The 24795-nt window shown below is 36.2% G+C and carries 20 protein-coding genes; 1 reads left to right on the forward strand and 19 read right to left on the reverse strand.

The window, feature by feature from the left end:
- Positions 1 to 264 precede the first annotated feature (264 nt).
- From MUA40_RS07345 to MUA40_RS07365, 5 genes are all read right to left on the reverse strand, one after another.
- Positions 265 to 1131: a 2-oxoacid:ferredoxin oxidoreductase subunit beta gene (locus MUA40_RS07345; protein WP_165544941.1), complete on the reverse strand. Its 867-nt coding sequence runs from the start codon at positions 1129 to 1131 to the stop codon at positions 265 to 267.
- Positions 1132 to 2892 (reverse strand): 2-oxoacid:acceptor oxidoreductase subunit alpha, encoded by a 1761-nt coding sequence (locus MUA40_RS07350; RefSeq protein ID WP_262569332.1) that lies wholly within the window; start codon positions 2890 to 2892, stop codon positions 1132 to 1134.
- 150 nt (positions 2893 to 3042) lie between these two features.
- Positions 3043 to 3837 (reverse strand): TIGR00282 family metallophosphoesterase, encoded by a 795-nt coding sequence (locus MUA40_RS07355; protein WP_016424945.1) that lies wholly within the window; start codon positions 3835 to 3837, stop codon positions 3043 to 3045.
- Between the two features lie 329 nt (positions 3838 to 4166).
- The gene (locus MUA40_RS07360) at positions 4167 to 6329 is read right to left on the reverse strand and encodes a heavy metal translocating P-type ATPase (protein WP_262569333.1); all 2163 of its coding nucleotides are present in this window, start codon (positions 6327 to 6329) and stop codon (positions 4167 to 4169) included.
- A complete protein-coding gene (locus MUA40_RS07365; RefSeq protein ID WP_016424943.1) occupies positions 6313 to 6696 on the reverse strand; it encodes an ArsR/SmtB family transcription factor in 384 nt (127 codons plus the stop codon). The genes MUA40_RS07360 and MUA40_RS07365 overlap by 17 nt, the downstream gene beginning before the upstream one ends.
- A 198-nt stretch (positions 6697 to 6894) precedes the next feature.
- Between MUA40_RS07365 and MUA40_RS07370 the strand changes: the two genes are divergently transcribed.
- Positions 6895 to 7113: a hypothetical protein gene (locus MUA40_RS07370; protein ID WP_016424942.1), complete on the forward strand. Its 219-nt coding sequence runs from the start codon at positions 6895 to 6897 to the stop codon at positions 7111 to 7113.
- 126 nt (positions 7114 to 7239) lie between these two features.
- On the opposite strand, the gene rny is transcribed toward MUA40_RS07370, so the two are convergent.
- The 14 genes from rny to rpsO form a co-directional block, all read right to left on the reverse strand.
- Entirely contained in the window at positions 7240 to 8799 is a 1560-nt protein-coding gene (gene rny, locus MUA40_RS07375; protein WP_016424941.1) for a ribonuclease Y, read from the reverse strand.
- 291 nt (positions 8800 to 9090) lie between these two features.
- Positions 9091 to 10134, reverse strand: a complete 1044-nt coding sequence (gene recA / locus MUA40_RS07380) for a recombinase RecA (protein ID WP_037559108.1) — start codon at positions 10132 to 10134, stop codon at positions 9091 to 9093.
- A 165-nt stretch (positions 10135 to 10299) separates the two neighbouring features.
- Positions 10300 to 11448, reverse strand: coding sequence for a CinA family nicotinamide mononucleotide deamidase-related protein (locus MUA40_RS07385; RefSeq protein ID WP_016424939.1), 1149 nt, complete (start codon positions 11446 to 11448; stop codon positions 10300 to 10302).
- 259 nt (positions 11449 to 11707) lie between these two features.
- Positions 11708 to 12295: a CDP-diacylglycerol--glycerol-3-phosphate 3-phosphatidyltransferase gene (gene pgsA / locus MUA40_RS07390; protein WP_016424938.1), complete on the reverse strand. Its 588-nt coding sequence runs from the start codon at positions 12293 to 12295 to the stop codon at positions 11708 to 11710.
- Between the two features lie 40 nt (positions 12296 to 12335).
- Positions 12336 to 12731 (reverse strand): helix-turn-helix domain-containing protein, encoded by a 396-nt coding sequence (locus MUA40_RS07395; protein ID WP_016424937.1) that lies wholly within the window; start codon positions 12729 to 12731, stop codon positions 12336 to 12338.
- 20 nt (positions 12732 to 12751) lie between these two features.
- The gene (locus tag MUA40_RS07400; RefSeq protein WP_016424936.1) at positions 12752 to 13597 is read right to left on the reverse strand and encodes a DUF3388 domain-containing protein; all 846 of its coding nucleotides are present in this window, start codon (positions 13595 to 13597) and stop codon (positions 12752 to 12754) included.
- Between the two features lie 54 nt (positions 13598 to 13651).
- Positions 13652 to 14356, reverse strand: coding sequence for an elongation factor P 5-aminopentanone reductase (gene ymfI / locus MUA40_RS07405; protein WP_016424935.1), 705 nt, complete (start codon positions 14354 to 14356; stop codon positions 13652 to 13654).
- A complete protein-coding gene (yfmH, locus tag MUA40_RS07410; protein ID WP_016424934.1) occupies positions 14353 to 15642 on the reverse strand; it encodes an EF-P 5-aminopentanol modification-associated protein YfmH in 1290 nt (429 codons plus the stop codon). The genes ymfI and yfmH overlap by 4 nt, the downstream gene beginning before the upstream one ends.
- Position 15643: 1 nt before the next feature.
- On the reverse strand, positions 15644 to 16909 hold the full coding sequence (gene yfmF, locus MUA40_RS07415; RefSeq protein ID WP_016424933.1) for an EF-P 5-aminopentanol modification-associated protein YfmF: 1266 nt from the start codon (positions 16907 to 16909) through the stop codon (positions 15644 to 15646).
- A 36-nt stretch (positions 16910 to 16945) separates the two neighbouring features.
- On the reverse strand, positions 16946 to 17662 hold the full coding sequence (locus tag MUA40_RS07420; RefSeq protein ID WP_016424932.1) for a GntR family transcriptional regulator: 717 nt from the start codon (positions 17660 to 17662) through the stop codon (positions 16946 to 16948).
- A 3-nt stretch (positions 17663 to 17665) separates the two neighbouring features.
- A complete protein-coding gene (locus tag MUA40_RS07425) occupies positions 17666 to 20029 on the reverse strand; it encodes a DNA translocase FtsK (RefSeq protein ID WP_016424931.1) in 2364 nt (787 codons plus the stop codon).
- Positions 20030 to 20165: 136 nt separating this feature from the next.
- Positions 20166 to 21839 carry a ribonuclease J2 gene (gene rnjB / locus MUA40_RS07430; protein WP_016424930.1) on the reverse strand — a complete coding sequence of 558 codons (1674 nt, stop codon included), beginning with the start codon at positions 21837 to 21839 and terminating at the stop codon, positions 20166 to 20168.
- Positions 21840 to 22209: 370 nt separating this feature from the next.
- The gene (gene pnp, locus MUA40_RS07435) at positions 22210 to 24309 is read right to left on the reverse strand and encodes a polyribonucleotide nucleotidyltransferase (protein WP_016424929.1); all 2100 of its coding nucleotides are present in this window, start codon (positions 24307 to 24309) and stop codon (positions 22210 to 22212) included.
- A gap of 149 nt (positions 24310 to 24458) precedes the next feature.
- Positions 24459 to 24728, reverse strand: coding sequence for a 30S ribosomal protein S15 (rpsO, locus tag MUA40_RS07440; RefSeq protein WP_016424928.1), 270 nt, complete (start codon positions 24726 to 24728; stop codon positions 24459 to 24461).
- Positions 24729 to 24795: the final 67 nt, after the last annotated feature.

The raw sequence follows: 24795 nt of genomic DNA on the forward strand, positions 1-24795 counted from the left end.
TTTTATAGCCTAGCCTTGATTGGAGCCTTTTAATAAACATGCTCTTTCTTAACTATCAATTTTTCTGCAAACTTTTTGATGTATAAATATCAAAGCATTTTTAGTCATTTTGATAAGACTGTTCAACCTTAAATGATAAAAATGAATCTTTACACTTTTATTTTAATTGATAATAGCAACTAAAAAAGCAACGCCACTTCAATGTGCCGTTGCTTTTGCAGAATATATTTTATAATCAAATCAGCAAACTTTATAGATAAAGCTTTATACAAATTGTTTTGTAAAAGATTCAAACTGTGCTTCACTTAAACTTAAATCATGTTTTGCTAATGGTGTATCGCCTAACGCTTCAATTTGAGATTCATATGATGGCGTTTCAGTATCTTGATAAACAATACCTTTAATTAATGAATCATGTTGTAGCACGGTTTGAATAGCACCTTGTTTATCTGTCACATCATAGCCCTCTATATCCTCAATCGCTGTTAAATTCTCTTTGAACCAATCGTACGTATTCACTTTGTTGTATGTTACACATGGAGAAAAAACATTTACAAATGAGAAGCCATCATGATTAATCGCATCTTCAATCATTTTTGTTAAAGCTTTAATATCACTTGAAAAACCTTGTGCTACAAACGTTGCTCCTGATGATAAAGCTAATTCAAGAGGTGCAACATTTTGTTCGATATTCCCTTTTGGTGTCGTTTTTGTAACAAATCCCGGTGCTGAAGACGGAGAAGTTTGCCCTTTTGTTAAACCATAAATTTGATTATCCATAACAATGTAAGTAATGTTCATGTTTCGGCGTAACGCATGAATGGTATGTCCCATACCAATAGCATAACCATCTCCATCTCCACCTGATGCAATGACAGTTAAATCACGATTGGCCATTTTAACGCCTTGTGCGAGAGGTAATGCACGACCGTGAATCGAATGCACTCCGTATGAATTTACGTAACCAGAAAGTCGCCCTGAACAGCCAATCCCAGTGATTAGGGCAACCTCATCAGGTTCAAGCCCCACATTTGCAGCTGCTTTTTGAATCGCCGCTTGTACAGAGAAATCACCACAACCTGGACACCAATTCGGTTTCACATTATTTCTAAAATCTTTAAAAGTAGCCAATTACACTCTCTCCTTTAACGCATTTACGATTTCTAAACCTTTTTCTTCAATCTCATAAGGTAAAAACGGTGTACCGTCATATTTCGTTTGCTTAACAAGTTTATCGCCTAAGTTAACATTCATTTTGATAATGCTTGCGAGCTGGCCTTGGTAGTTATGTTCAACAACAACAACTTTTTTCGCTTTATCAGCAGCTGCTTGGATTGTTTGAGTTGGGAATGGATGAAGTTGACGAATTTGGAGGTGGTTTACTTTAGCTCCTTGCGCTTCTAGTCTAGCAACACCTTCTTGAATTGCGCCCTTCGTTGAAATGAAACCAAGGATTAAAATATCCGCATCTTCATGTTCCAATTGACCTTCAACAGGTTTTTCAATCAATAAGTGTTCCGTCTTACGCATGCGTTTTTCCATTTGATCTCGGCGATTTTGAGCGGCTTCACTAGGTTTTCCTTCTTCGTTATGTTCAACACCTGTAACATGGTGAATACCACCTTTTACACCAGGAATAGGTCGTGGTGAGACACCTGATTCTGTTAAAGCATAGCGTTTGAAGTACCCTTTATCTTCTGGATCGCGTTCGATATCCTCTGTAATAGTTGAGCCGCGTTGAATCTCAATTTTTGAATGATCTAAGTTTTTCACTGTTTGCTTACCTAAGGAAAGTTGTAAGTCACTTAGTAAAATAACTGGACATTGATATTCTTCCGCTAAGTTAAATGCTTCTACTGTAAGGTAAAAAGCATCTTCAGCATCCGTTGGCGCAACGACAATTTTAGGAATATCTCCGTGTGTTCCATAAATCATCTGCATTAAGTCAGACTGTTCTTGCTTTGTTGGTAAACCTGTAGATGGACCACCACGTTGCGTATTCATTATGACTAACGGTGTTTCAGTCATCCCAGATAAACCTATCGCTTCCATCATTAACGAGAGACCTGGACCAGCAGAAGCAGTGAATGCACGAACACCACCATAGTTCGCACCAATCGCCATCGTCGCAGCTGCGATTTCATCTTCGGTTTGAATGACGGTTCCGCCCACTTTTGGTAAATTTTCAATCATATATTCCATTATTTCAGAAGCCGGCGTAATCGGATAAGCAGCCATAAATCTTGAGCCTCCTGAGATTGCTCCTAAGCCAATGGCATCATTCCCTATCATATAAAGATGAGGCGTACCTGCGCTTTCTTCAAGCATAAAGTCCCCTTGAATGCCAGCCAACTCATCTTGCATAATACGATAACCTTCATTCAATGCTTGAATATTAAGTTCAACGACTTTTTCTCCTTTTTTCTCAAACATATTTGTAATGAGCGCTTCAAATGTGTCAGTATTTAAATCCATTAACGCTGCTGTTGCACCAATGGCCACCATATTTTTCATTAATGTTGTCCCTAATGATTTGGCAGTTTCTGTAAAGGGTAAGACAACCAATTGCGCTTTACAGTCTTCTGGTTTCTCAGGCTTAGCCTTACTATCTGCTAGGATGACACTATCTTCTCGCATTTCATGATGATTTAACACAATTGTTTCTTGATCAAATGCGACAAGAATATCTAAATCATCACTAATTGCGTGAACAGGTGTTGTAGAGACACGGATTTTATTATTGGTATGGCCTCCTTTAATTCGGCTTGAAAAATGACGATAACCATACAAATAATAGCCTTTTCGATTCATTGCAGTGGCGAAAATTTCTCCCGTTGATTCAATCCCTTCGCCTTGCTGACCTCCCACTTTCCATGACAATTGAGCTTTCATAGATTTAGCCTCCTACACGATTAAATTCACTATTTATCATATCAAAATAACCCATTATTTGCTCTATTAAATAATGGGTTTTAAAAAAATTCATACTAATGGCGGATAATGCTTATATCCTTTATTAGATCTATTAACGTTAAATGAATATTATGCTTCGAACGGATGGTCATCATTGATTAAAATACGTTCAATATTTTTGGCTGTCCCGTCTTCTTTTAAATCAACAATAACGCCTGACAACACACTACGCCCTTCATCAGGAACAACGTGACGTTGAGGTAAACTTGTAAGGAATCGTTTAATGATTTCATCACGATTAATGCCAAGAATACCATCATAATAGCCCGTCATACCTACATCGGTAATAAAAGCAGTCCCTTGAGGTAAAATACGATTATCTGATGTTTGAATATGTGTATGCGTGCCAACTACAGCACTCGCACGTCCATCTAAAAACCAAGCCATTGCATTTTTCTCAGAAGTGGTTTCAGCATGAAAATCAACAAAAATATAATCCGTTTCTTTTTGCGCTTCTTCAATCAATTGATTGGCTTTTTTAAAAGGATCATCAATATCTGGCATAAAACTACGCCCCTGCAAATTAATAACTGCTAGCTTTTTATCATTTAAATTAATAATACGCATACCAATCCCTGGTGCTTCATCAGGAAAGTTTGCGGGTCTCACAAGGCGTGTTGCATCTTGTATAAAATCATAAATTTCTCGTTGACCATAAGTATGGTTTCCCATAGTCATAAAATCAACGCCATTACGCAATAGTTCTTTATATATTTTTTCAGTTAAACCTTTACCGTGCGCCGCATTTTCTGCATTCACTATCGTCACGGTCGGATGATAACGTTGTTTCAGTTTTGGCAACCATTCTGATATCGCTTGGCGTCCAACTTTTCCGACAATATCTCCTATAAATAAAATTCTCATTATGTTTCGTCCTCTCTAAATATGGGCATTTATGTATATTTCAACTGTATCATTATTTAAAAATTCTATATACAAAGCATACGCAACATATAAAAAGAGACGAGCTATGAAAAGAACAATCTTCCATACAAACTCTTGGCATTGTTCATTCTCATCTCGTCCCATAATGATATATTAAAAGTATGCATTTCATTCATCAATGCTAGACATAACTGTTGTGGTCATTCGCGAAAAGTTATTTCTATTTGAAAAGATTGTATAGTATTTAACGATGTTGATTTACCTCTTATTGTATCTTTCTCAATAGAGATGTCAACCGTTCTACTTGATTAAGCTTCATCTTTCACATAGAGCAAACGAATTGCATTTAAAGCCACAATCAAAGTTGCACCCATATCTGAAAAAATAGCAATCCATAACGTTAACCAGCCAGGTATAACTAAGAGTAAGGCAATTAATTTAATACCAATCGCAAAGACAATATTAGCTTTAATCACATTCATCGTTTTTCGACTTAACCGGTAAGTAAATGGCAATTTAGACATATCATCGCCGAGTAAAGCAATGTCAGCAGTTTCAAGTGCTGTATCGGTGCTCGCACCACCCATCGCAATACCGATAGAAGCACGCGCTAGAGCAGGTGCATCATTCACACCATCACCAACCATTCCTACTGGACCATTTAAAGCTTCTAATTTTTCTATATGCTTTAATTTATCTTCTGGCATTAAATCTGCTTCAACATTTGTCAATTTCAATTTTCGATTGATGGCTTGTGCACTATTTAAATTATCCCCTGTCAACATGACTGTATGTTGTATCCCTAAATTTTGAAGTGCTTCAATTGCTTTTTGAGACTGTTCACGTACTTGATCTCGAACAGTAATTAAAGTGGTTAAAGTATGGTTAATCGACATTAAAATAACGGTGTCGCCTTGCTTTTGCATATCATTGATTTGTTCAACAAGTTCTTCATTGGTATTGATATGAAATAATTGGGGTTGACCGATTAAAATGTCGTTTCCCTCAATAACGGCACGCACACCTTGCCCTGTTTTAGATAGAAAATCTTTAACCTGATATTGTTGATAGTCAATATGCTTTTCTGTTGCGTAGGCTACCACTGCTCTCGCGATAGGATGATTTGATAAGTTTTCAACAGCAGAAAGATAACCTAAAGTATCTATTCTTTCTTTTTGGTTTTGATTTAAATGGATGACCTCTGTAACGACCGGATGGCCCACTGTTAGCGTACCTGTTTTATCAAACGCGAGTGTTTGAACTTTACTCAATTGCTCAAGGTAAATCCCGCCTTTAATAAGCACGCCGTTTTTAGCAGCATTTCCTATACTTGAAACAATAGAAATCGGAGTCGCAATAACTAAAGCACAGGGACAGCCTACGACTAAAACAGAAAGTCCTTGATATATCCATGGTAAAAAAGCATCATTTAATAATAAAGGTGGAAGGATGGCTACTAAGAAAGCAATCACCATAATACATGGCGTATAATATTTTGCGAATTTTTCTACGAAAGCTTGGGCGGGCGCTTTTTCAACTTGGGCTGCTTCTACCAATTGAATCATTTTCGCTAATGCCGTATCTTTAGATGCTTTCGTTACTTTGACTTCAAGCACACCATCTTCGTTTAATGTACCTGCATAGACTTCATCGCTTTCTCGTTTATCAACTGGCATTGATTCGCCAGTGATAGCAGCTTGATTGACTGACGCATGACCTGAAACAACAATCCCATCTAAAGCAATTTTTTGCCCAGGCTTAACATACAAAATATCATTAACTTCAACCTCTTCTGTAGCTAAGCGCAATAATTGACCCCGTCTAAGTATTGTCGCCTCATCAGGCGCAATTTCCATTAAAGAAGCCATAGATTGACGGGCTTTATCCATAGAAAATTGTTCTAATGCTTCACTGATTGCAAATAATATGACTACAACAGCAACTTCTCCCCATTGGCCGATTAATACGCCCCCGATAATCGCAATCGTCATCAAAGTACGCATATCAAATTCAAAATGGAGGAGATTTTTGACCCCTTGAATAATCAACTGGCTCCCACTTAAGACGATAGATAGCGTATACAATATGAGCGTCATAGTATTGTTCGCGTTGTTTAGCCATTGTGAAATATAACCGAGAATAACAAGAATCGCAGCAAAGATAATGGTTTCATGTTGATGATAAAATGCTTTGAATTTATCTATAAAGTGCATCTCTTTGACAGGTGAATGCATCGTACGAGATTGCGCATTCACTTGTTGATCGTCAGGAATAATTTTTAGATTTTCAAATGAACCCGCATGTTCTAATTCATCTAAAGTAGGTTGACCGGTTACATAAATTTTCGAAGCGCCAAAATTAACTTGCGCCTTTTCCACTGAAGTCAGCTTGTTCACATTCTTTTCAAATTTACCCGCACAATTGGCACACGATAACCCTTCGATACGATATGTTTTATGATTTTGTACCATCTTCATCCACTTCTTTCTTATGCTCAATAGATATTGTCATAATTTGACGGATATGTTCGTCATACAAGCGATAAAAAGCACGTTTACCTTCTTTCCGATAAGTTACGATTCCGTTTTTGTACAAAGATCTTAAATGGTGCGACGCGTTTGCAACAGTAATATTGAGTATTTCTGCGATATCACAAACACACAGCTCTTCATGTTCGCACAAAGCAAATGTAATTTTTGCACGATTGACATCAGCAATACTTTTAAACATTTGACTTACATGTTCAATATTAGAATTTTCTATTTCTTGCTTAGCTTCGTGTACGATTTCAGCATCTATACTAAATGTGTCACATGTTGGAATTTGTTGTTTTGTCATTTATCTCACACTTTCATTCAAGTATTCGTTTGAATAAATTATAACTCGATTCATTTCTTTATTCAAGTGTATATTTGAATGTAAAAATATATGATTAAATATAATCAGTTGGGGTATTGAAAAGATTAGGAATGCTTATTGTTTAATAATCAATAAGTACGTATTTTCATAAAAACATTAGGAGTTGTTTATTAACTTATGTCAATTAGTATTGATCCTGAAAAATTTGCAGAACTTGTTTTGAGCGCGAATCCATCTAAAAAAGAAAATCCTGAAGATATCGCAAAAGAGAGTATCGAATTATACATCAATGCGTATCGAATGGCAGAACGTTATGCAAACATTTCCTCAAGTAGTTATGACACATCTAGTGCTTTAGAAGAATTGAAAGAAACTGAACTTCATCTCTGTAAATAACTTTGATGACGACTGAAATTTAAAATGGAAAAATTAATCATTTAGGATATGAATACAAATAAAAAAACAGGTTTCATCATAATGTACATGACATTATGATGAAACCTGTTTTTATTTCATACACTGTTACTTCGCATATTCAATTGCTCTCGTCTCACGAACAACTGTCACTTTGATATGACCCGGATATTGTAGTTCATCCTCAATCTGATTTTTAATATCTCTCGCTAAGCGATGAGATTTTAAATCATCTATTTCTTCTGGTGATACAATCACGCGTATTTCACGACCTGCTTGTATAGCAAAAGCTTTTTCCACGCCATCATAGCTTTCAGAAATGTCCTCTAATCGTTCTAAACGTTTGATATAATTCTCTAACGTTTCTTTTCTAGCGCCAGGTCTTGCAGCCGATAAAGCATCTGCAGCAGCAACTAAAATAGATATAATCGATGTCGGCTCAACCTCTCCATGGTGTGAATGAATTGCATTGATGACCGTCTCAGGTTCGCCATATTTTTTAGCTAATTCGACACCAATTTCAACATGGCTTCCTTCAACTTCGTGATCAATCGCTTTACCAATATCGTGTAATAAACCGGCTCTTTTAGCCAGTGTTACATCTTCGTTCAATTCTGCAGCAAGCATTCCAGATAAATATGCTACTTCAATAGAATGTTTAAGCACATTTTGTCCATAACTTGTTCGATAATGCATACGCCCTAAAATTTTAACGAGATCAGGATGCATATTATGAATATTTAATTCAAATGTTGCATGTTCACCTGCATCACGAATAATTTCATCGACTTCTCGTCTTGCTTTTTCTACCATATCTTCAATACGGCCTGGATGAATACGACCGTCAGAAACGAGGTTGATTAACGCTGTTTTGGCAATTTCTCTTCGAATAGGATCAAAACCTGATAAAATTACCGCTTCAGGTGTATCATCAATGATTAAATCAATACCTGTTAATGTTTCTAACGTACGAATATTTCTACCTTCACGACCGATGATACGTCCTTTCATCTCGTCATTAGGTAAGTTAACAACTGACACTGTTGACTCTGAAGTATGATCAGCAGCAAAACGTTGCACTGTCGTAGCGAGTAATTCTTTTGCTTTTTGGTTTACTTTTTCTTTAGCTTCACGCTCTTTTTCTTTAACAAGTACTGCAATATCTTGTGACAACTCTTCTTCTACACGTTCCAATTGCTCTTTACGTGCTTCTTCTTGTGTGAGACCGGAGATGCGTTCTAATTCTTGTTCGTGCTTCATTATTATTGATTGAACACTACTCTCTTTTGCGTCTACTTGTTGTTGTCTTTCTTCAAGTTTAGATTCTTTTTGCTCTAAAATCTCATCCTTTTTATCGAGTAGATCAGATTTTCGCTCCAAGTTCTCCTCTTTTTGAAGAAGTCGGGATTCTTGCCTTTGAAGCTCTCCACGTCGTTCCCTTAGTTCGCTTTCGATGCGTTCTCTTAGAACTTGGTTTTCTTCTTTAGCTTCGATTAATTTCTCTTTTTTAAGATTCTCTGCTTCTTTGTTTGCTTGTTCAATAATATCTTTAGCAGTACGTTTGGCTTGTGACTGCTTTTGATATATTAAATTCTGGGCGATTAAATACCCTACAACAACTCCTAGAATTATACCCAGCAAAATGAGTAAGAGGCTTAATAAATTCACACAAACACCTCCTTTTTCTAGGATTTCGTTCTGTATGTTAACCAATCTATATGATTATATGACTAAAAATAAGAATCATACAAGTTCAATTGTACGTTTTGAACAATGAAAAATCAAGGTATCCAACACTATTGAATAAAAAAGATGATACATTTCAAAACGAAAAATCATCACGCTATCATGTTCTATTTGAAATTTTGTTGCAATTAGCTTTTCCAAAACAAAAAGTGAAACCGAATCTAATTCTTATTTAGATTCATGTTTCACTTTTAATTTTATATCGAAATATGATTATTCATCAAATAATGTTTGTGGCTCTTCTTGCTCTTTTTCTTCTACATCACCGTCAAAAATACCTAATTTTTCACGGAGTTTTCGATCGATTTCATCTTCTAATTGTGGGTTTTCTTTTAAGAATTGTTTTACATTCTCTTTACCTTGACCCATACGTTCACCGTTATAAGAATACCATGCACCAGATTTGTCTACGATGTCATATTGTACACCTAAATCAATCAATTCACCTTCTCGAGAGATACCTTGACCATACATGATATCGACCTCAGCGACTTTAAATGGTGGTGCCACTTTATTTTTCACAACTTTGATTTTCGTACGGTTACCTACGATGTCTTGGCCTTGTTTCAATTGTTCTGCACGTCTGACTTCTAAGCGAACAGAACTGTAGAATTTCAACGCACGACCACCTGGTGTCGTTTCAGGGTTACCGAACATAACACCTACTTTTTCACGAATTTGGTTAATGAAAATTGCAGTCGTATTTGATTTTGAAATGGCTGCTGAAAGTTTACGTAATGCTTGAGACATAAGACGCGCTTGTAAACCAACATGTGTATCACCCATTTCACCTTCGATTTCTGCTTTAGGTGTTAAGGCTGCAACAGAGTCCACAATAACAATGTCCACGGCACCACTTCTAACGAACGCTTCAGCAATTTCTAAACCTTGTTCACCGTGGTCAGGTTGAGAAAGGTATAGATTATCGATATCCACACCGAGCGCTTCAGCATAGACAGGATCCAACGCATGTTCAGCATCGATAAACGCAGCAATACCGCCATTTTTTTGCACTTCAGCAATCGCGTGTAACGCTACAGTAGTTTTACCAGAACTTTCAGGGCCATAAACTTCAATAATACGACCTTTTGGATAGCCGCCAACCCCCAATGCATGATCCAATGTAACAGAACCTGTTGAAACACTTGAAACACGGCGATCTTTATTTTCACCTAGTTTCATAACGGCACCTTTACCGAATGACTTTTCCATATTTTTTATTACTGTGTCGAGTGCTTTTTGACGTTCATTATCCAATATAGGACCCCCTAATAAATAAAAATTTCCTTTTAATTTAATTCTACTATACATGCTTTCAATTAAAATTACAAGCATTTTGCGAATATTTGTTCGCTATTTTGTGATTTGAATACTAACAAAATAGAACGCATGTGCTTGTGTTTTGTTCAAAATCATATCATATTAGTGCTGTTTTAGTTCATTTAGCCATGCAATCAGCACATAATTTTGACTTCGATCACGTTGTAAATTTCTGTGATGACTCATTTTAAATGTTTCAATTCGGAAGTGATCACGATCTAGAAAACCAATATAGACTGTATTACCTTGTGAAAGAAGGCTCATCGCCTGTTCAGTGTCATATAAAGATTGCACAAATACTGCTGATGCATATAATTGGTTCTCAATTGTGGCTGTTTCATCTACAAATTGAGGATGATGCATCATATACCCTTTTAATAGATGTGTATGATCCTCTTTTTTTAATCTAGAGTAAAGTAAACCTTCTGTCACTTGATCATATATCGCAAATGATTTCTTTTGTAACGCCATAACAGCGCGCTCAGGTGTAGTGTCATTGGAGCCATAATAATAATGACCAATTCGACTTAATATTTCATCTTTTATCGGTGCTATTAACTGTTGACTCGCTTTTTCATCATCCGCGCTTGCCGTCAATCTGATTGTGACTTCGTGCGTACCTGCAAGTGGTGCAATTGTTGGGTTTGTTTGCGCATCGATTAAGTCAAGTAATTCTGTTTCAACTTGTGATTCACCTATCCCACAAAAACGTAACACTTCAGAGAAAATTGTTTTTCCACCTTGTGAAAAGTAAGGCATGAGTTCATTCACGACCATCGGCTGCATTTCTTTCGGTGGCCCAGGTAGCATAACAATGTGTTTATCATTTTCATTAAAATAGATACCCGGCGCCATTCCTACACGATTGGCTAATACTTTTGCACCTTCAATTACAAGTGCTTGTTGCTTATTATTCGGCGTCATTTCTTTTTCATGTTGTTTGAAATAATCTTTAATGTAATTGAGTGCTTCTTGATCTGTTACGAGTTTTTTATTTAAAACACGTGCAACCGTTTGTTTTGTTAAGTCATCTTTTGTGGGGCCTAAACCACCCGTGAAAATTAATGCATCATATTGCTCCAGCGCTCTTTTTATGACAGTTTCAAGTCTTTTTTCATTGTCACCCACAACGATATGCTCCAACACATGATGACCCGCTTCATTCAACTTTTGTGATAAAAATTGAGCATTCGTATTTGTAATTTGGCCTAAAAGTAACTCTGACCCTACTGCGATAATACAGACTTTCATAATATTGCCTTCTTTCTGCCTACAAAATCTTATTCACAACTTCATTATATCTTGATATCCCTTTGAAATGGAACTAAACCGTTTATTGTTTTTACAGAATCACCCTTTTCAACTAAGACTCCATTACAAAAGACTTGATTATTATGTGAGCCTGTTGTTACAAACAAAATAAAAGAAGAGTAAAACAAACAGCCCAATTCAACATTGTTCTCTTTGTTTCACTCTTAAAAGTTCATTCATCCTTGAATTAATCATAAAATTAAGCTTTTTTATCTTGTAAAAAAACATCTCTACCTTTATAGAAATATTCAATACCTGATAAAATTGTAAAAAATACACCAATATACAATAAAATTTGCCCTAAAGAAAAACCAATCCACTGGCTTAAAGGCTCACCTAATAAAATGAAAACTAAGGCAACCATCGTTACTGCCGTTTTAATTTTTCCAAGTTGACCTGCCGCACTCACAAAGCCTTGCTCAATTTGTAATAGTCTCAACCCTGTCACCGCAAATTCACGTGCAATAACGATGATGGCAACGACAGAATTCGTCAATCCAAGTTCTACTAAAACAACTAAAGCCGCAGAAACAAGAAGTTTATCAGCAAGCGGGTCTAAAAATTTCCCCATATTTGTTACAATTTGCCATTTACGTGCTAAATAGCCATCTAAAAAATCACTTAATGATGCGATGATAAAAATGATTCCACTAATTAAAAATTCAATACGAATCGAGTGTCCCCCTAAGAAAGAAACATTCCCCATTCCAAAATCAACAAGTGCAAACAACATAAATATTGGAATTAAGATGACTCGAAACAATGTGATCTGGTTAGGTATATTCATAATTATTCCTCTCTCCACTTATCTGTTTCTCTTATTGCTATTATAGCACAATGGTTAATAGCCCCCAAAGTACGGCTGTAATACCAATCAGCATACCAATAATGATCGCAACTTTTTTCGGTTGCACATCTGTATTAGAAAATACTAATGCATCTTGATTTTGTGAGATTTGTTGTAAAATATCATGGGCTTGGTATGTCATGGAAGGCAACTCTTCTTTATGCTTATCCATGAGTAATGGGCCATCAACATTCACGGATTGCGCATATTTTTGTATAAAACCTCGTATATGATTAGGATGTTCAAATTGCTCAAACTGATTGCGTTCAATGGCAACTAATGTTTCTCGCTGAATTTGTGTTCTTTTTTCTAATTCAGCTAAAGTCATTCCTAAACCTTCTCTTTTACTTTGCAGTACTTCACCGATTGTTTTCAACTTATGCTCTCCTCCAAACGTTAGAACGAACCAAAACCATCACCAAAGCCGTCTCCGAAACCACCAAATGTATCTCCAAAATCTAAGTTATTTTTACTTCTAACGGTTTGCTTTTTCATTTCTTCATATTCAATGGTCTGATTTTCTTCGGTTCTTAATTCAATAATATAGTCAAAATCATCCATAATATAATCGCTTGCTTCAACAAATAAATCAGGATGTTCAACGACCTTTACTGATGGCAACGTCATCACTTCTTTAACAAGCTCTTGGTGCCTCGGATTTGTTTCTCTTGCAGTGACCGCACCATCAATAATATACACATGATCTTTATCGTATTCACCTTTAATTAGTGAACTACGAACCGTTTGTTTAATTAAAGTTGAACTGATGAACAACCATCTCTTGTGCGCAGACACACTGCCAGCTACAATAGATTCCGTTTTACCCACACGTGGCATACCTCGAATCCCAATTAATTTATGACCTTCTTCTTTAAATAATTCAGCCATAAAATCAACAAGTAAACCTAAATCGTCTCGTTCAAAACGAAATATTTTTTTATTATGCTCATCTTGTTTTACAAAACGTCCATGTCTCACAGCAAGTCTGTCTTTTAACTCTGGCTCACGCAAGACTCTTAGAGAAATATCATCAATTTCTTTAAGTAAAGTTTCAAAGCGTTTTACTTTCTCTTCACTATCGGATCTAATAATAAAAGCACGAATGGATTTATCAATACCGTTTATCGCACCAATATTAATTCCCATCATCCCAAGTAAACTTGAAATATCACCTAACAAACCTGCTCTATTGATATTGATATTATACTCTAAGTACCATTCTCTTTTTTCACGTGTAATCATGAAAAACCCCCTTGCAACGCTTGCCTATACGTTATTTATTCATATTATAGCAAATTAACAATACCAGCCACCATTAATACGTTGAACTGTACCCGTGATACTTTTCGCCTCAGGAGATAGTAAGTATTGCGTTGCATGTGCAATTTCTGAAGGGTCTATCCATCGATGCTGTGGCAATGATTCGAGCAAATCCTCACGTGCTTCTTCTGATAACGCATCCGTCATACGTCCCGCAACAACGCCTGGCGCAATCGCATTCACTGTCACATTCGTTCGAGATAACTCCTGTCCGAGTGCTTTAACAAATCCGATTTGTGCCGCTTTCATGGAAGAATAAATGGTTTCAAAACTTGCTCCCGTTTCACCCCAAATAGATGAAATAACGATAATACGTCCATTCTCACTTTGTCGCAATTGGTCGACAAAAAATTGAGACATTTTAATAAAATGAAATACATGCACCATATAAGCATCGTGAATTTGCTGATCCGTCATATCTTGAAGCATGCCAAATAAACTTTGCCCACTCGTATAAATTAACACATCTAAATTTTGAATAAATTTTAATTTCTCTTCAAGTTGAATCGATTTTGTTAAGTCAATTTGCACAAATTGAACCGGCTGATTTTCATACATTTTGACCAGTTCGTCAATAGCTGTATGATGATAAGTCACTATAACTTCATAGCCACGTGAAAGAAGGTCATGCGTAATTGCACGACCTATATTGCCTGATCCACCAACAACTAAAGCTTTCACGATTTTTCCATCTCCAATCGACTATCGACTATCGCATCTAATTGAATCCGTTTTTTAATAGTCGCATTCATCGTTTCTAGCGTAATACCTTCAATGATTTCCAACAATTCAAATAAACTAACACCATCAAAATAAAACTTTGTAGATTGATTCGCAATATATTCAGGGGCATTTAAACTTGAAATATACTCCCCTATAAATTGACGTTTCAATAATTCAAATGCTTTTTGATCTTTGACTTGGCCCATATTTGTTGTTAACTCATCAATCAATAATTTTTTTAACTGATCAGGTTTTGATGTTGCAGAAGTAATTAATGAAAAACTATATGAGGGCTCTATCACCGTTTGATAACTAAATGTATCATCAATCAAGTCTTGATCAAGTAAAGCTTGATAGAAATTCGTCTCTTCGCCATAAATCATCTCAAAGAAAAATGACATTTCAATATCTTCTTTAACACGTTGGTGTTCTGTGAAGTCATCAACTGGATGTTTAAGCCCAATCATTAATCGAGGTGATTGAATATGCATGCGCTCACTGACATTAGACTGGACCACTTCATTGCTTTCATTGAGCGGGTCACGTTCAATTTCCGGCTGTGCCTCAATTGCACGTGCATCTTCATGTTGTTTCACCAATTGCTCTATATGTGCAGGTTCAACATCACCAACGACAAATAAAACCATATTTGATGGATGATAAAAAGTTTCATAACAGAGATATAAATCTTCTTTAGTAATTTGATAAATACTTTCGACTGAGCCTGCGATGTCCACTTTAACAGGATGATCATGATACATTGCGCGTAAAGTATTGAACATTAGTCGATAACCTGGCTGCTCTTGGTACATTTTTATTTCTTCAGCAATTATACCTTTTTCTTTTTCCACTGATTCTTCAGTAAAATAAGGGGTTTCAACCATTTTCAACAATCTCAAAATATTGTCGTCAACGTGATTTGTCGCACTAAATAAGTAACTTGTACGATCAAAGCTCGTAAATGCATTGACTTGTGCATCGTGCTCAGCAAATTCCGTAAACAAGTCGCCTTCTTCTTTTTCAAATAATTTATGTTCTAAAAAATGCGCAACCCCATCGGGTACACTGACAAATTGGTCTGATTGATGTGGTTTGAATCGGTGATCAAGCGAACCAAATTGCGTTGTATACGTCACAAATGTTTTTTGAAAATCTTTTTTAGGAATGACAAAAAGGTTGAGTCCGTTTTCTAATGTTGTATGATAAACTGTTTCATCAATTTGTTGATAGTACGTATGGTTCATATTAAGCTTCCCCCTTTGTCAAAATATAAATGGTATCTAAATGCGCATTTTGACATAGACGTTGAACATCTTGACGTGTCACCGCTTGAATGCGAGATTCAAACTGGGACTCACTTTCAGGTTCTTTAAGTAACAATTGGTTATGCATCGTTTCAATCATATGCTTAGGTCGGTCTTTTGCTTCTTTACGATTCGATAAAATAATTTTTTTAGCCAAAGCCATTTTATCTTCTGTAAAATCTCCTGACTTAAATCTATTGAATGCTTCGATAATTGTTTCTTTTGCGAGTTCATAATCATTAACTGAAACGCCACTTAATACAAATAAGAAGCCATTTTTGCCGTCTATTTGCGAATGAATGGAATAGGCTAAACTTTTTTGTTCACGCACTTCATTGAATAATACAGACGAAGGGTCTCCACCAAACATCATATTAAAAACAACAAGCGTGTAATAATCAGGCTCACCGTATTGGGTTGGAAATCTAAATCCTATATTTAACTTGGCTTGATCGACTTGATCCGTTTCAACGATTTCCTTTACAGGTTGATCTTGGTTTATATCTTGACCAAATGAAGTTGACGCATATGTAAAAGGTTGAATATTGAACTCAGATTGAATATGTTGTACTGTAGCTTCTTCATCTACGTTACCTACGACGTATACTGAGCAGTAATCATTTTCTAGCATAGATTGATATGTATGGTAAATATCTGTTGCTGATATGTCATCAATATGTGCAAGCTCTCCTGCCGCCATAAAACGATAAGGATGATCGCCAAACATATGTTTAAGTAACTGCAAGTATGCAAGTTGTGATTTATTATCCTCAATGGCTTTAAGTTTTTTCTTTAACAAACGCTTTTCTTGTGCTAGAAAGTTTTCATTAAAAGCTTTATGAGAAACAAGCGGATTTAAAATGACCTCTTTTAATAATGCGACACCTTTTTCAAATAAAGGCTCATCATCTAATAGGTAACGTTCATTCACGATTTCTAAACTGATGGTGATCACATGTCGATCTTTATATTTAGATACATAGCTATTCACATAAGCACCGTATAATTCTGACAAATATTGGTTAAATGCTTTATCAGTAGGATAGTTTTGTGTTCCGCGAACTAATAATTTACTCAATAGTGCACGTTGTGTCATCGTCTCAACATCTAATGGCGCCATAAATTTAAAAGTCACTGTCGTCGTTTTAAATTTATGCGTTGACATGACAGAAATTGAATTTGATGGTTCTTGTTGAAGCTGTTTCAAAGCAACTCCTCCTTTTAAAAAACTATAATTATTATGTTATAGACGTTTTCTTATCGTCCGAAACTTCACAAGGCTACTCTTGAAATAGTTTAAAGAATATAAAATCGGTGTGCCATCTTCAGTGAAATGAACTTGACGTAAAAGCATTAACCCGTCGCGCGGATCTGAATCTAAAGCATCAGAGATATAAGGTTCATAGCTAATCGCTTCCATTTCTGTTTCAGCATAAGCGATTTTTTTCTGACTTGCTGCTTCTACAGCTTTCAATATAGAAGATTGTGGATGATGCGTACCAAAATGTTCAAATACATCGGTCGCTACTTTATCTAAACAATAGACAACTGGGTGACCATTAGCCGTTCGAATACGTTCAACAACAGTAATTTGTGATTTAGGTTCGAGGTTCATCACTTTACAATCATCAAGCGATGCTTCTTCTTCATCAAGGCTTAAAAATACGGTGCCATTTTCATAACCTTTATCAGATATCATGCGTCCAATACTCATTAATTCATCTAAAGGATAAAAGAACGGCTGTGGTACTTTAACTCGTGCGCCTTCTTCAAAATTTTGTGTGACTATTTGTTCAGTAACGAGTTCGTGAATCGCAACCTGAACGTCATCTGTCTTTACATTACATGTACGTGCAAGTGCCAATAAACCCGGTAAAGATTCACCAGGTTTAATGCGCTCTTCTTCAATTTCTTTAAGTATCCATTCTTTCACAATATTAACGTCAGGATTTACCGACATGTCTTACACCTCTCCATCATTTAAATCAACTAAAATTTGTCTTGGCTTGCTCCCCTTTTGTGGTCCAATGACCTGATTTCGTTCTAAATCATCCATGATTCTCGATGCTCGATTATAACCAATTCGAAACTGGCGTTGTAATAGCGATGTACTTGCTTTTTGTTGCTCAATAACAAATAAATAAGCATCTTTGTATAATGGATCATCACTTTCCATATCCGCTTCATCCACTTGTGCATCTGGCTCCATCTCTTTAACGTAATTCGCTTTTTGTTGGGCGACGACATATGAGACGATTTTTTGCACTTCATTATCACTTAAAAATGCACCTTGCACACGCGTACGCGTAGAGCCACCATTTTTAATAAATAACATGTCCCCTTTACCAAGAAGTTTTTCCGCACCACCACTATCGATAATTGTACGTGAGTCCGTTTGAGAGCTCACCGCAAAGGCGATACGTGATGGAATGTTATTTTTGATTAAACCTGTAATGACATCTACTGAAGGACGTTGTGTTGCTATAATGAGATGAATACCCGCTGCACGCGCCATTTGTGTGATGCGTGTAATCGCTGTTTCAACATCTTTACCTGCTACCATCATTAAATCTGCAAGTTCATCTACAATTACGACAATATAGGGTAATAATGGTTCTTTTTCATCCAACTCATTATTTTTTTGATTCATTAATGCGTTGTAACCTTCAATATTACGTGTTCCTGAATGTTGGAATAAATCATATCTTCTTTCCATTTCTCCAACTACTTTTTCTAATGCTTGCGCCGCTTTATGTGGATTGGTTACAACAGGTGTTAATAAATGTGGAATTCCATTGTACACATTTAATTCTACCATTTTTGGATCAATCATCATAAGTTTTACTTCATGTGGCTTTGCATTCAATAAAATACTTGTGATAATGCCGTTGATACAAACCGATTTCCCACTTCCGGTTGAACCTGCGACTAATAAGTGAGGCATTTTATTAAGCTCTGCAGTAATTGGTTCTCCAGATATATCACGACCTAATGCTACTTCTAATTTATTTTGCGTTGGGAATTTTTCATCTAATACTTCTTTTAAAGTCACTAACGCAATTTTATTATTAGGTACTTCAATACCGACAGCCGATTTTCCTGGGATAGGCGCTTCAATTCGAATATCTTTTGCCGCTAATGCTAGCGCGATATCGTTATGTAAATTAACGATTCGACTTACTTTCACCCCTTGTGCAGGCTGTACCTCATATTGTGTCACAGCTGGACCGATTTTAATTTGCGTCACTTTCGCATTGACACCAAAATTTTTCAAAGTTGTTTCTAATAATCTTCCTTTTCGTTGGACTTCTGCTTTTGAAGTTGTTTGTTGTTGTTTTGGAGCATCTAATAAAGAAAGCGGTGGAAGTTCGTACGCATGATTGGCCACCTCGCCCGCTTCAGATATACTGCCTTCAGCATCTGATTGGTCTGAAGGGATGCCAACATTTTCATCTGCATGATTAATCCGTTGAATTGGATTTGCTTTTGTATTGTTTTCTTGTTCATTTTTAGCTGTTTGATGCCCGTCATTTGAAGCCATTTTATGCCCTAAAATTGGAATTGAAGGATAGTCTGTCTGTGTTTCATCTTCTGTTGACGATACCTCTGGAAAATCAGATACGTCTTTCATTTGTTCACTTTTAGATTGTTCTTGAGCAAGTCGCTTTTGCTCTTTTTTCTCTTGCTTTTGTAAACGTCGTTGCTCTCGATGATGACCATAACGATTATATGCATGTGATGTCGCCTGTTTAACGTTTTCTAAGCCAACCTTTGCAACATCTCTATGACGTTTTTTCAATAACAAAATACCACTCGAAATCAATAAAATTAATGTGAGTATGACGATACCTACGATAGAAATCAATGGCGTTAAAATATGAATAAACATATAGCCAAGCAAACCGCCACCAAAATAGTTAAAACCTTCCGTCTCATATGCGTGGTATACATAAGATAAAACAGGCTCACGTCTCGCTGCTGCATCCCCAATCATCATATAATGCATTTGAGCTACCAATAATAGTGCAATCTGTAAAATGATTGACCCCGTTAGCCTTCTTGTTTTTGGTAACTTTCCATTATAAGCAAAAAAACCTGTCCCTAGTAATAACAATAGATAGGTCAGATAACGTGTTACGCCAAACAGATAATTAAAAAAGCTATCAATTGCAATACCCACTAATCCTAATTGAAAAATACCTAAAGTTAAAATAACTACAAAAACAATAGACAAAATAAATCTTAGTGGTGTATCGTTTTGCTTTTTTTTAGAAGTTCGTTTCTTGCTGCGAGACGTTTGTGATTTTCGTTTTTTCGTTTGCGGCATTCATCGTCACCTTCTACTTTCTGTTAAATATGTAAAATACCTGTATGATGAAAAAAGCGAATCTACTCTTTAAAATGCGAGTATTTCAAAGAGTAAGATTCGTTTTCTTGTTTGAACATCACACTGGTTTAAACGTTTATATTTCTGAAATCACAGGAATAATCATTGGACGTCTTCGTGTGCTTTCAAAGAGCAGTTTACTCACCTGATCTCTCATGTTTTGTTTCATTTCAGACCACTCAATACGTTTCTCTTGTAATCCCGCTTCCACAATTTCACGCACTTTATCTTCTGCTTCTTTCAATAAAGCTTCACTTTCACGAACATAAACGAAACCTCTTGATTGAATTTCTGGACCGGCTGCAATGCGTCGTTTTTTCGGATCAAGTGTGACGACAGCAATGAAAATACCATCTTCTGCTAACAAGTGTCTATCGCGTAAAACGATATTTCCGACATCACCAACACCGATACCGTCAATTAAAACATTGCCTGCATTAACTTTTTCATTTAAAGCCATGTCTTCCCCATCAAAATAAATAACATCTCCAGCTTCAGCTAAAAATATTTTTTCTGGGTTCACACCTGATTCACTCGCGAGTTTAGCGTGACTAATTTGCATTTTAAACTCACCTTGAATCGGTATAAAATATTCCGGTTTCATCATGTTTAACATTAATTTTAATTCTTCCATGCAACCATGACTTGAAGCGTGAATCTTTTTATTATTTGGAATCACATATGCACCTGCACGTGCTAACTCATTGAGCGTATTTGCGATAATCACTTCCATATTGGCAGAAGCTGTAATAGCTAAAAAGACTGAATCGCCTTTTTCAATATTCATGATTTTATGTTTTTGACGTGCCATCTGGCTCAACGCTTCAACTGGCTCACCTTGCATACCTGTTGCAATAATGATGACTTCGTTTTTTGGATAGTTTTCGACTTCACTCATTGGTATTAACAAGTCTTTTGGAATATTAAAATATCCCATTTTACGAGCAATGCTAAATGAACTTTCTAATGAACGGCCTAAAAATGATACTTTTCTATTTAATTTGCTCGCAATATTTAAAACTTGTTGTATACGAATGAAGTTAGAAGCATAACATGAGACAATTAAACGCCCTTTTACTTTTGCAAATGCATCAAACATATGGCTTTCAATGACGTTTTCTGGCGTATTATAACCTGGTTTTTCCGCTTCAGTAGAGTCACTTAAAAGTGCAAAGACGCCATTTTCGCCGATTTCTGCCATTTTTTTCATGTCCGGGGCATATTGGCCATGTAAACTCTGATCAAACTTAAATTCACCTGTATAAACAATTGCACCGTAAGATGTATGAATACATACACCTAAGCTATCCGGGATGCTATGTGTTGTGTTAAAAAATGTCACATTTACACCTTTAAAACGCATCACCGATTCATTGTTGACTACATAATATCTAATTTTTTTATTAATTTGACGTGCTTTTAAGTTTTCTTTTACAAGTCCTATTGTTAATTTCGAACCATATACCGGTGCGTCTACTTGTTCTAATACGTATGAAACCGCGCCAATCGCATGTTCATGTCCATGTGTTAGAAAAATACCTTTTAATTTATGTTTATTTTCTAGTACGTATTGAATATCAGGAATCACTATATCGATACCTAACATTTCATCTTCAGGAAACTTTAATCCTGCATCTAACATAAACATTTCATCATCGACTTCAATGATATACATGTTTTTGGCAATTTCTCCTACACCACCTAGTGGTATAATTCGTATATCTTTATTTTTCTTTTTTACTAAATTCAAAATTTTACCTCCTACTCAATATATAGCCCGTCCATTTTACATTCATATTTTATTATAGTTGATTATACAAACTCTGTACACTATTAAAGTGCTACGAGTGGAACAGAAAACAATTTGCTTTCTTTCGCTAAACACACCAAGCATAGCGTATTTTAAAATCGAAATGTTTAAAATCATTACAGCGTTCGCGTTTGTATTTTCTTTTTGAACATGTTAGCACTATGAATGATTTCATTCATAGTCACTTTAAGTTGTTTTTGTCGATATGATATAAATACCCCTAAAGCTGAAATTGTGCACTTCAACTTTAGGGGTACGCTAAACAGAAACGACATTGGTGGCTTAACACACCAATGTATTTCTAAAAAACTTATTGTGAAATTAACACTTTATGAGATGCATTCACACGGCCTTGCTTGTCAATTTCAGTCACTTTTACATTCAATGTATCGCCGATTTTTAATACATCTTCCACTTTATTAATACGCTCGTTTGAAATTTGAGAAATATGAACTAAAGCATCTTTACCTGGGAACAATTCAACAAAAGCACCAAACTTCTCAATACGTTTAACTTTTGCATCGTAAATTTGTCCGACTTCTGCTTCTCTGACAATATTTTCAATCCAACTACGCGCTTGATTGATCATATCTTGTTCCGTTGAGCCAATAAATACTGTACCATCTTGTTCAATGTCTAATTTAACACCTGTCGCATCAATAATTTCATTGATTTGTTTACCGCCTGGTCCAATGACGTCTCGAATTTTTTCAGGCTTGATTTGCATTGTTTCAACTTTAGGTGCATAAGCACTGAGTTCTGTTCTAGGTTGATTAATCGTTTGCATCATATGATCTAAAATCGCTAAACGCCCTTTACGTGCTTGTTCAAGCGCTTCTTCAATCACTTCTTTAGTTAAACCATCTATTTTAATATCCATTTGAATCGCTGTGATACCTTCAGTCGTTCCCGCTACTTTGAAGTCCATATCACCTAAAGCGTCTTCCATGCCTTGGATATCCGTTAAAATCGTATATTGATCATCACGTGTGACAAGACCCATCGCAATACCTGCCACTGGCGCTTTAATCGGCACACCTGCGTCCATTAAAGCTAAAGTAGAGCCACAAATAGAAGCTTGTGAAGAGGAACCGTTAGATTCTAATACTTCACTTACAATACGCACAGTGTATGGAAAATCTTTCTCATCTGGAATGATATATCTCAATGCACGTTCACCTAAAGCACCATGACCAATTTCGCGTCTACCCGGTGCTCGAACAGGACCTGTTTCACCTACAGAGAAATTCGGGAAGTTATAATGATGCATAAAACGTTTATGCTCTTCTTCACCCAAACCATCAATGATTTGATATTCTGAAATTGAGCCTAGTGTTAAAACTGATAACGCTTGTGTTTGACCTCGTGTAAACAAGCCAGACCCATGGGCACGTGGTAATAAACCAACTTCTGATGATAAAGGTCGAATTTCATCCGGCTTACGACCATCTGGACGAATTTTTTCATCCGCAATTAATCTTCTTACCTCTTCTTTGATTAACGTATTAATAATCGCATTAACTTCTTTTAATAAAGCCTCATTTTCAGGATCTTCTTCGTCTTCAAAGTTTGCAAGGACACGTTCTTTAATCGCATCAAGGTTTTCTTCGCGCTCTTGTTTTTCAACCGTTTGAATCGCTTGATTTAGTCCTTCATTTTGAGTCATTTCAGTTACGGAATCAATAAGCGTTTGATTTTTTTCTTCTGGAATAAATTCTTGTTTTTCTGGTTGTAAATGTGCAATGATTTCTTCTTGAAATGCACATAAGCGTTTAATCTCTTCATGACCAAATAATATCGCTTCTAGCATCTCAGCCTCAGTAATCTCACTTGCACCTGCTTCAACCATGTTAACAGCATCTTTATGACCAGCAACTTCTAAGTCTAGGCGTGATACTGCTTTTTGCTCTAAGTTTGGATTGATGACATATTGGCCATCAACTAATCCGACATTTACCCCTGCGATAGGACCTTGAAATGGGATGTCAGAAACACTCAATGCCATTGAAGAACCAATCATTGCTGCCATTTCAGGAGAGCAATTTGGATCTGCACTTAGAACTGTGTTAATAATTTGAACATCATGACGGTAGCCATCAGGGAATAATGGTCGAATCGGACGGTCAATTAAACGTGCAGTTAATGTCGCTTCATCACCTGGACGTCCTTCTCTTTTTTTAAATCCGCCCGGAATTTTCCCAGCCGCATACATTTTTTCTTCATAATTGACAGTCAACGGGAAAAAGTCACCATCACGTGGCTCTTTTGAAGCTGTTGCTGTAGATAGTACAACGGTGTCACCGTATCTAACGAGTACAGCACCATTTGCTTGTTTCGCCAATTGTCCAGTTTCTATTGTTAACGGTTGGTTTGCCCATTCCGTCTTGAAAACCTTTTTTTCTTGAGACATGATAAATCTCCTCTCCTACCTCTTTACATTTCGTACCCTTTTACTATCAATATTATAGCTTACATTTTTGCCATTTAATAGTAAAAAAAAGAGCCGGGTACGATAATTGTCCCAGCCCCATTGATTCGTCTTATTTTAACTCTCTAAAATTAGCGACGGATACCTAATGATTTAATTAATTCACGGTAACGTTGGATGTCTTTGTCACGTAAGTAGTTTAATAAGTGACGACGACGACCAACCATTTTTAATAAACCACGACGTGAGTGGTGGTCTTTTTTGTGAATACGTAAGTGATCGTTTAATGCACTGATTTCTGCAGTTAATACAGCGATTTGTACTTCAGGTGAACCTGTATCTGTTTCGTGTGTACGATATTCTTTAATTAATTCATTTTTACGTTCTTGTGAAATTGCCATTTGTCAATTTCCTCCTTTAATTTTTAATTGTGCCTCTATCTGAGTCAGGCGTCGGAGTCTCAACCTA

It is taken from the genome of Staphylococcus schleiferi, assembly GCF_025558325.1.
GTDB lineage: Bacteria > Bacillota > Bacilli > Staphylococcales > Staphylococcaceae > Staphylococcus > Staphylococcus schleiferi.

Coding starts and splice junctions, on each gene's coding strand:
- MUA40_RS07350 (WP_262569332.1), bottom strand. CDS start 2,892: ATGAAAGCTCAATTGTCATGGAAAGTGGGAGGTCAGCAAGGCGAAGGG.
- MUA40_RS07355 (WP_016424945.1), bottom strand. CDS start 3,837: ATGAGAATTTTATTTATAGGAGATATTGTCGGAAAAGTTGGACGCCAA.
- MUA40_RS07360 (WP_262569333.1), bottom strand. CDS start 6,329: ATGGTACAAAATCATAAAACATATCGTATCGAAGGGTTATCGTGTGCC.
- MUA40_RS07365 (WP_016424943.1), bottom strand. CDS start 6,696: ATGACAAAACAACAAATTCCAACATGTGACACATTTAGTATAGATGCT.
- MUA40_RS07370 (WP_016424942.1), top strand. CDS start 6,895: ATGTCAATTAGTATTGATCCTGAAAAATTTGCAGAACTTGTTTTGAGC.
- MUA40_RS07385 (WP_016424939.1), bottom strand. CDS start 11,448: ATGAAAGTCTGTATTATCGCAGTAGGGTCAGAGTTACTTTTAGGCCAA.
- pgsA (WP_016424938.1), bottom strand. CDS start 12,295: ATGAATATACCTAACCAGATCACATTGTTTCGAGTCATCTTAATTCCA.
- MUA40_RS07400 (WP_016424936.1), bottom strand. CDS start 13,597: ATGATTACACGTGAAAAAAGAGAATGGTACTTAGAGTATAATATCAAT.
- yfmH (WP_016424934.1), bottom strand. CDS start 15,642: ATGAACCATACGTACTATCAACAAATTGATGAAACAGTTTATCATACA.
- MUA40_RS07420 (WP_016424932.1), bottom strand. CDS start 17,662: ATGTCGGTAAATCCTGACGTTAATATTGTGAAAGAATGGATACTTAAA.
- MUA40_RS07425 (WP_016424931.1), bottom strand. CDS start 20,029: ATGCCGCAAACGAAAAAACGAAAATCACAAACGTCTCGCAGCAAGAAA.
- pnp (WP_016424929.1), bottom strand. CDS start 24,309: ATGTCTCAAGAAAAAAAGGTTTTCAAGACGGAATGGGCAAACCAACCG.
- rpsO (WP_016424928.1), bottom strand. CDS start 24,728: ATGGCAATTTCACAAGAACGTAAAAATGAATTAATTAAAGAATATCGT.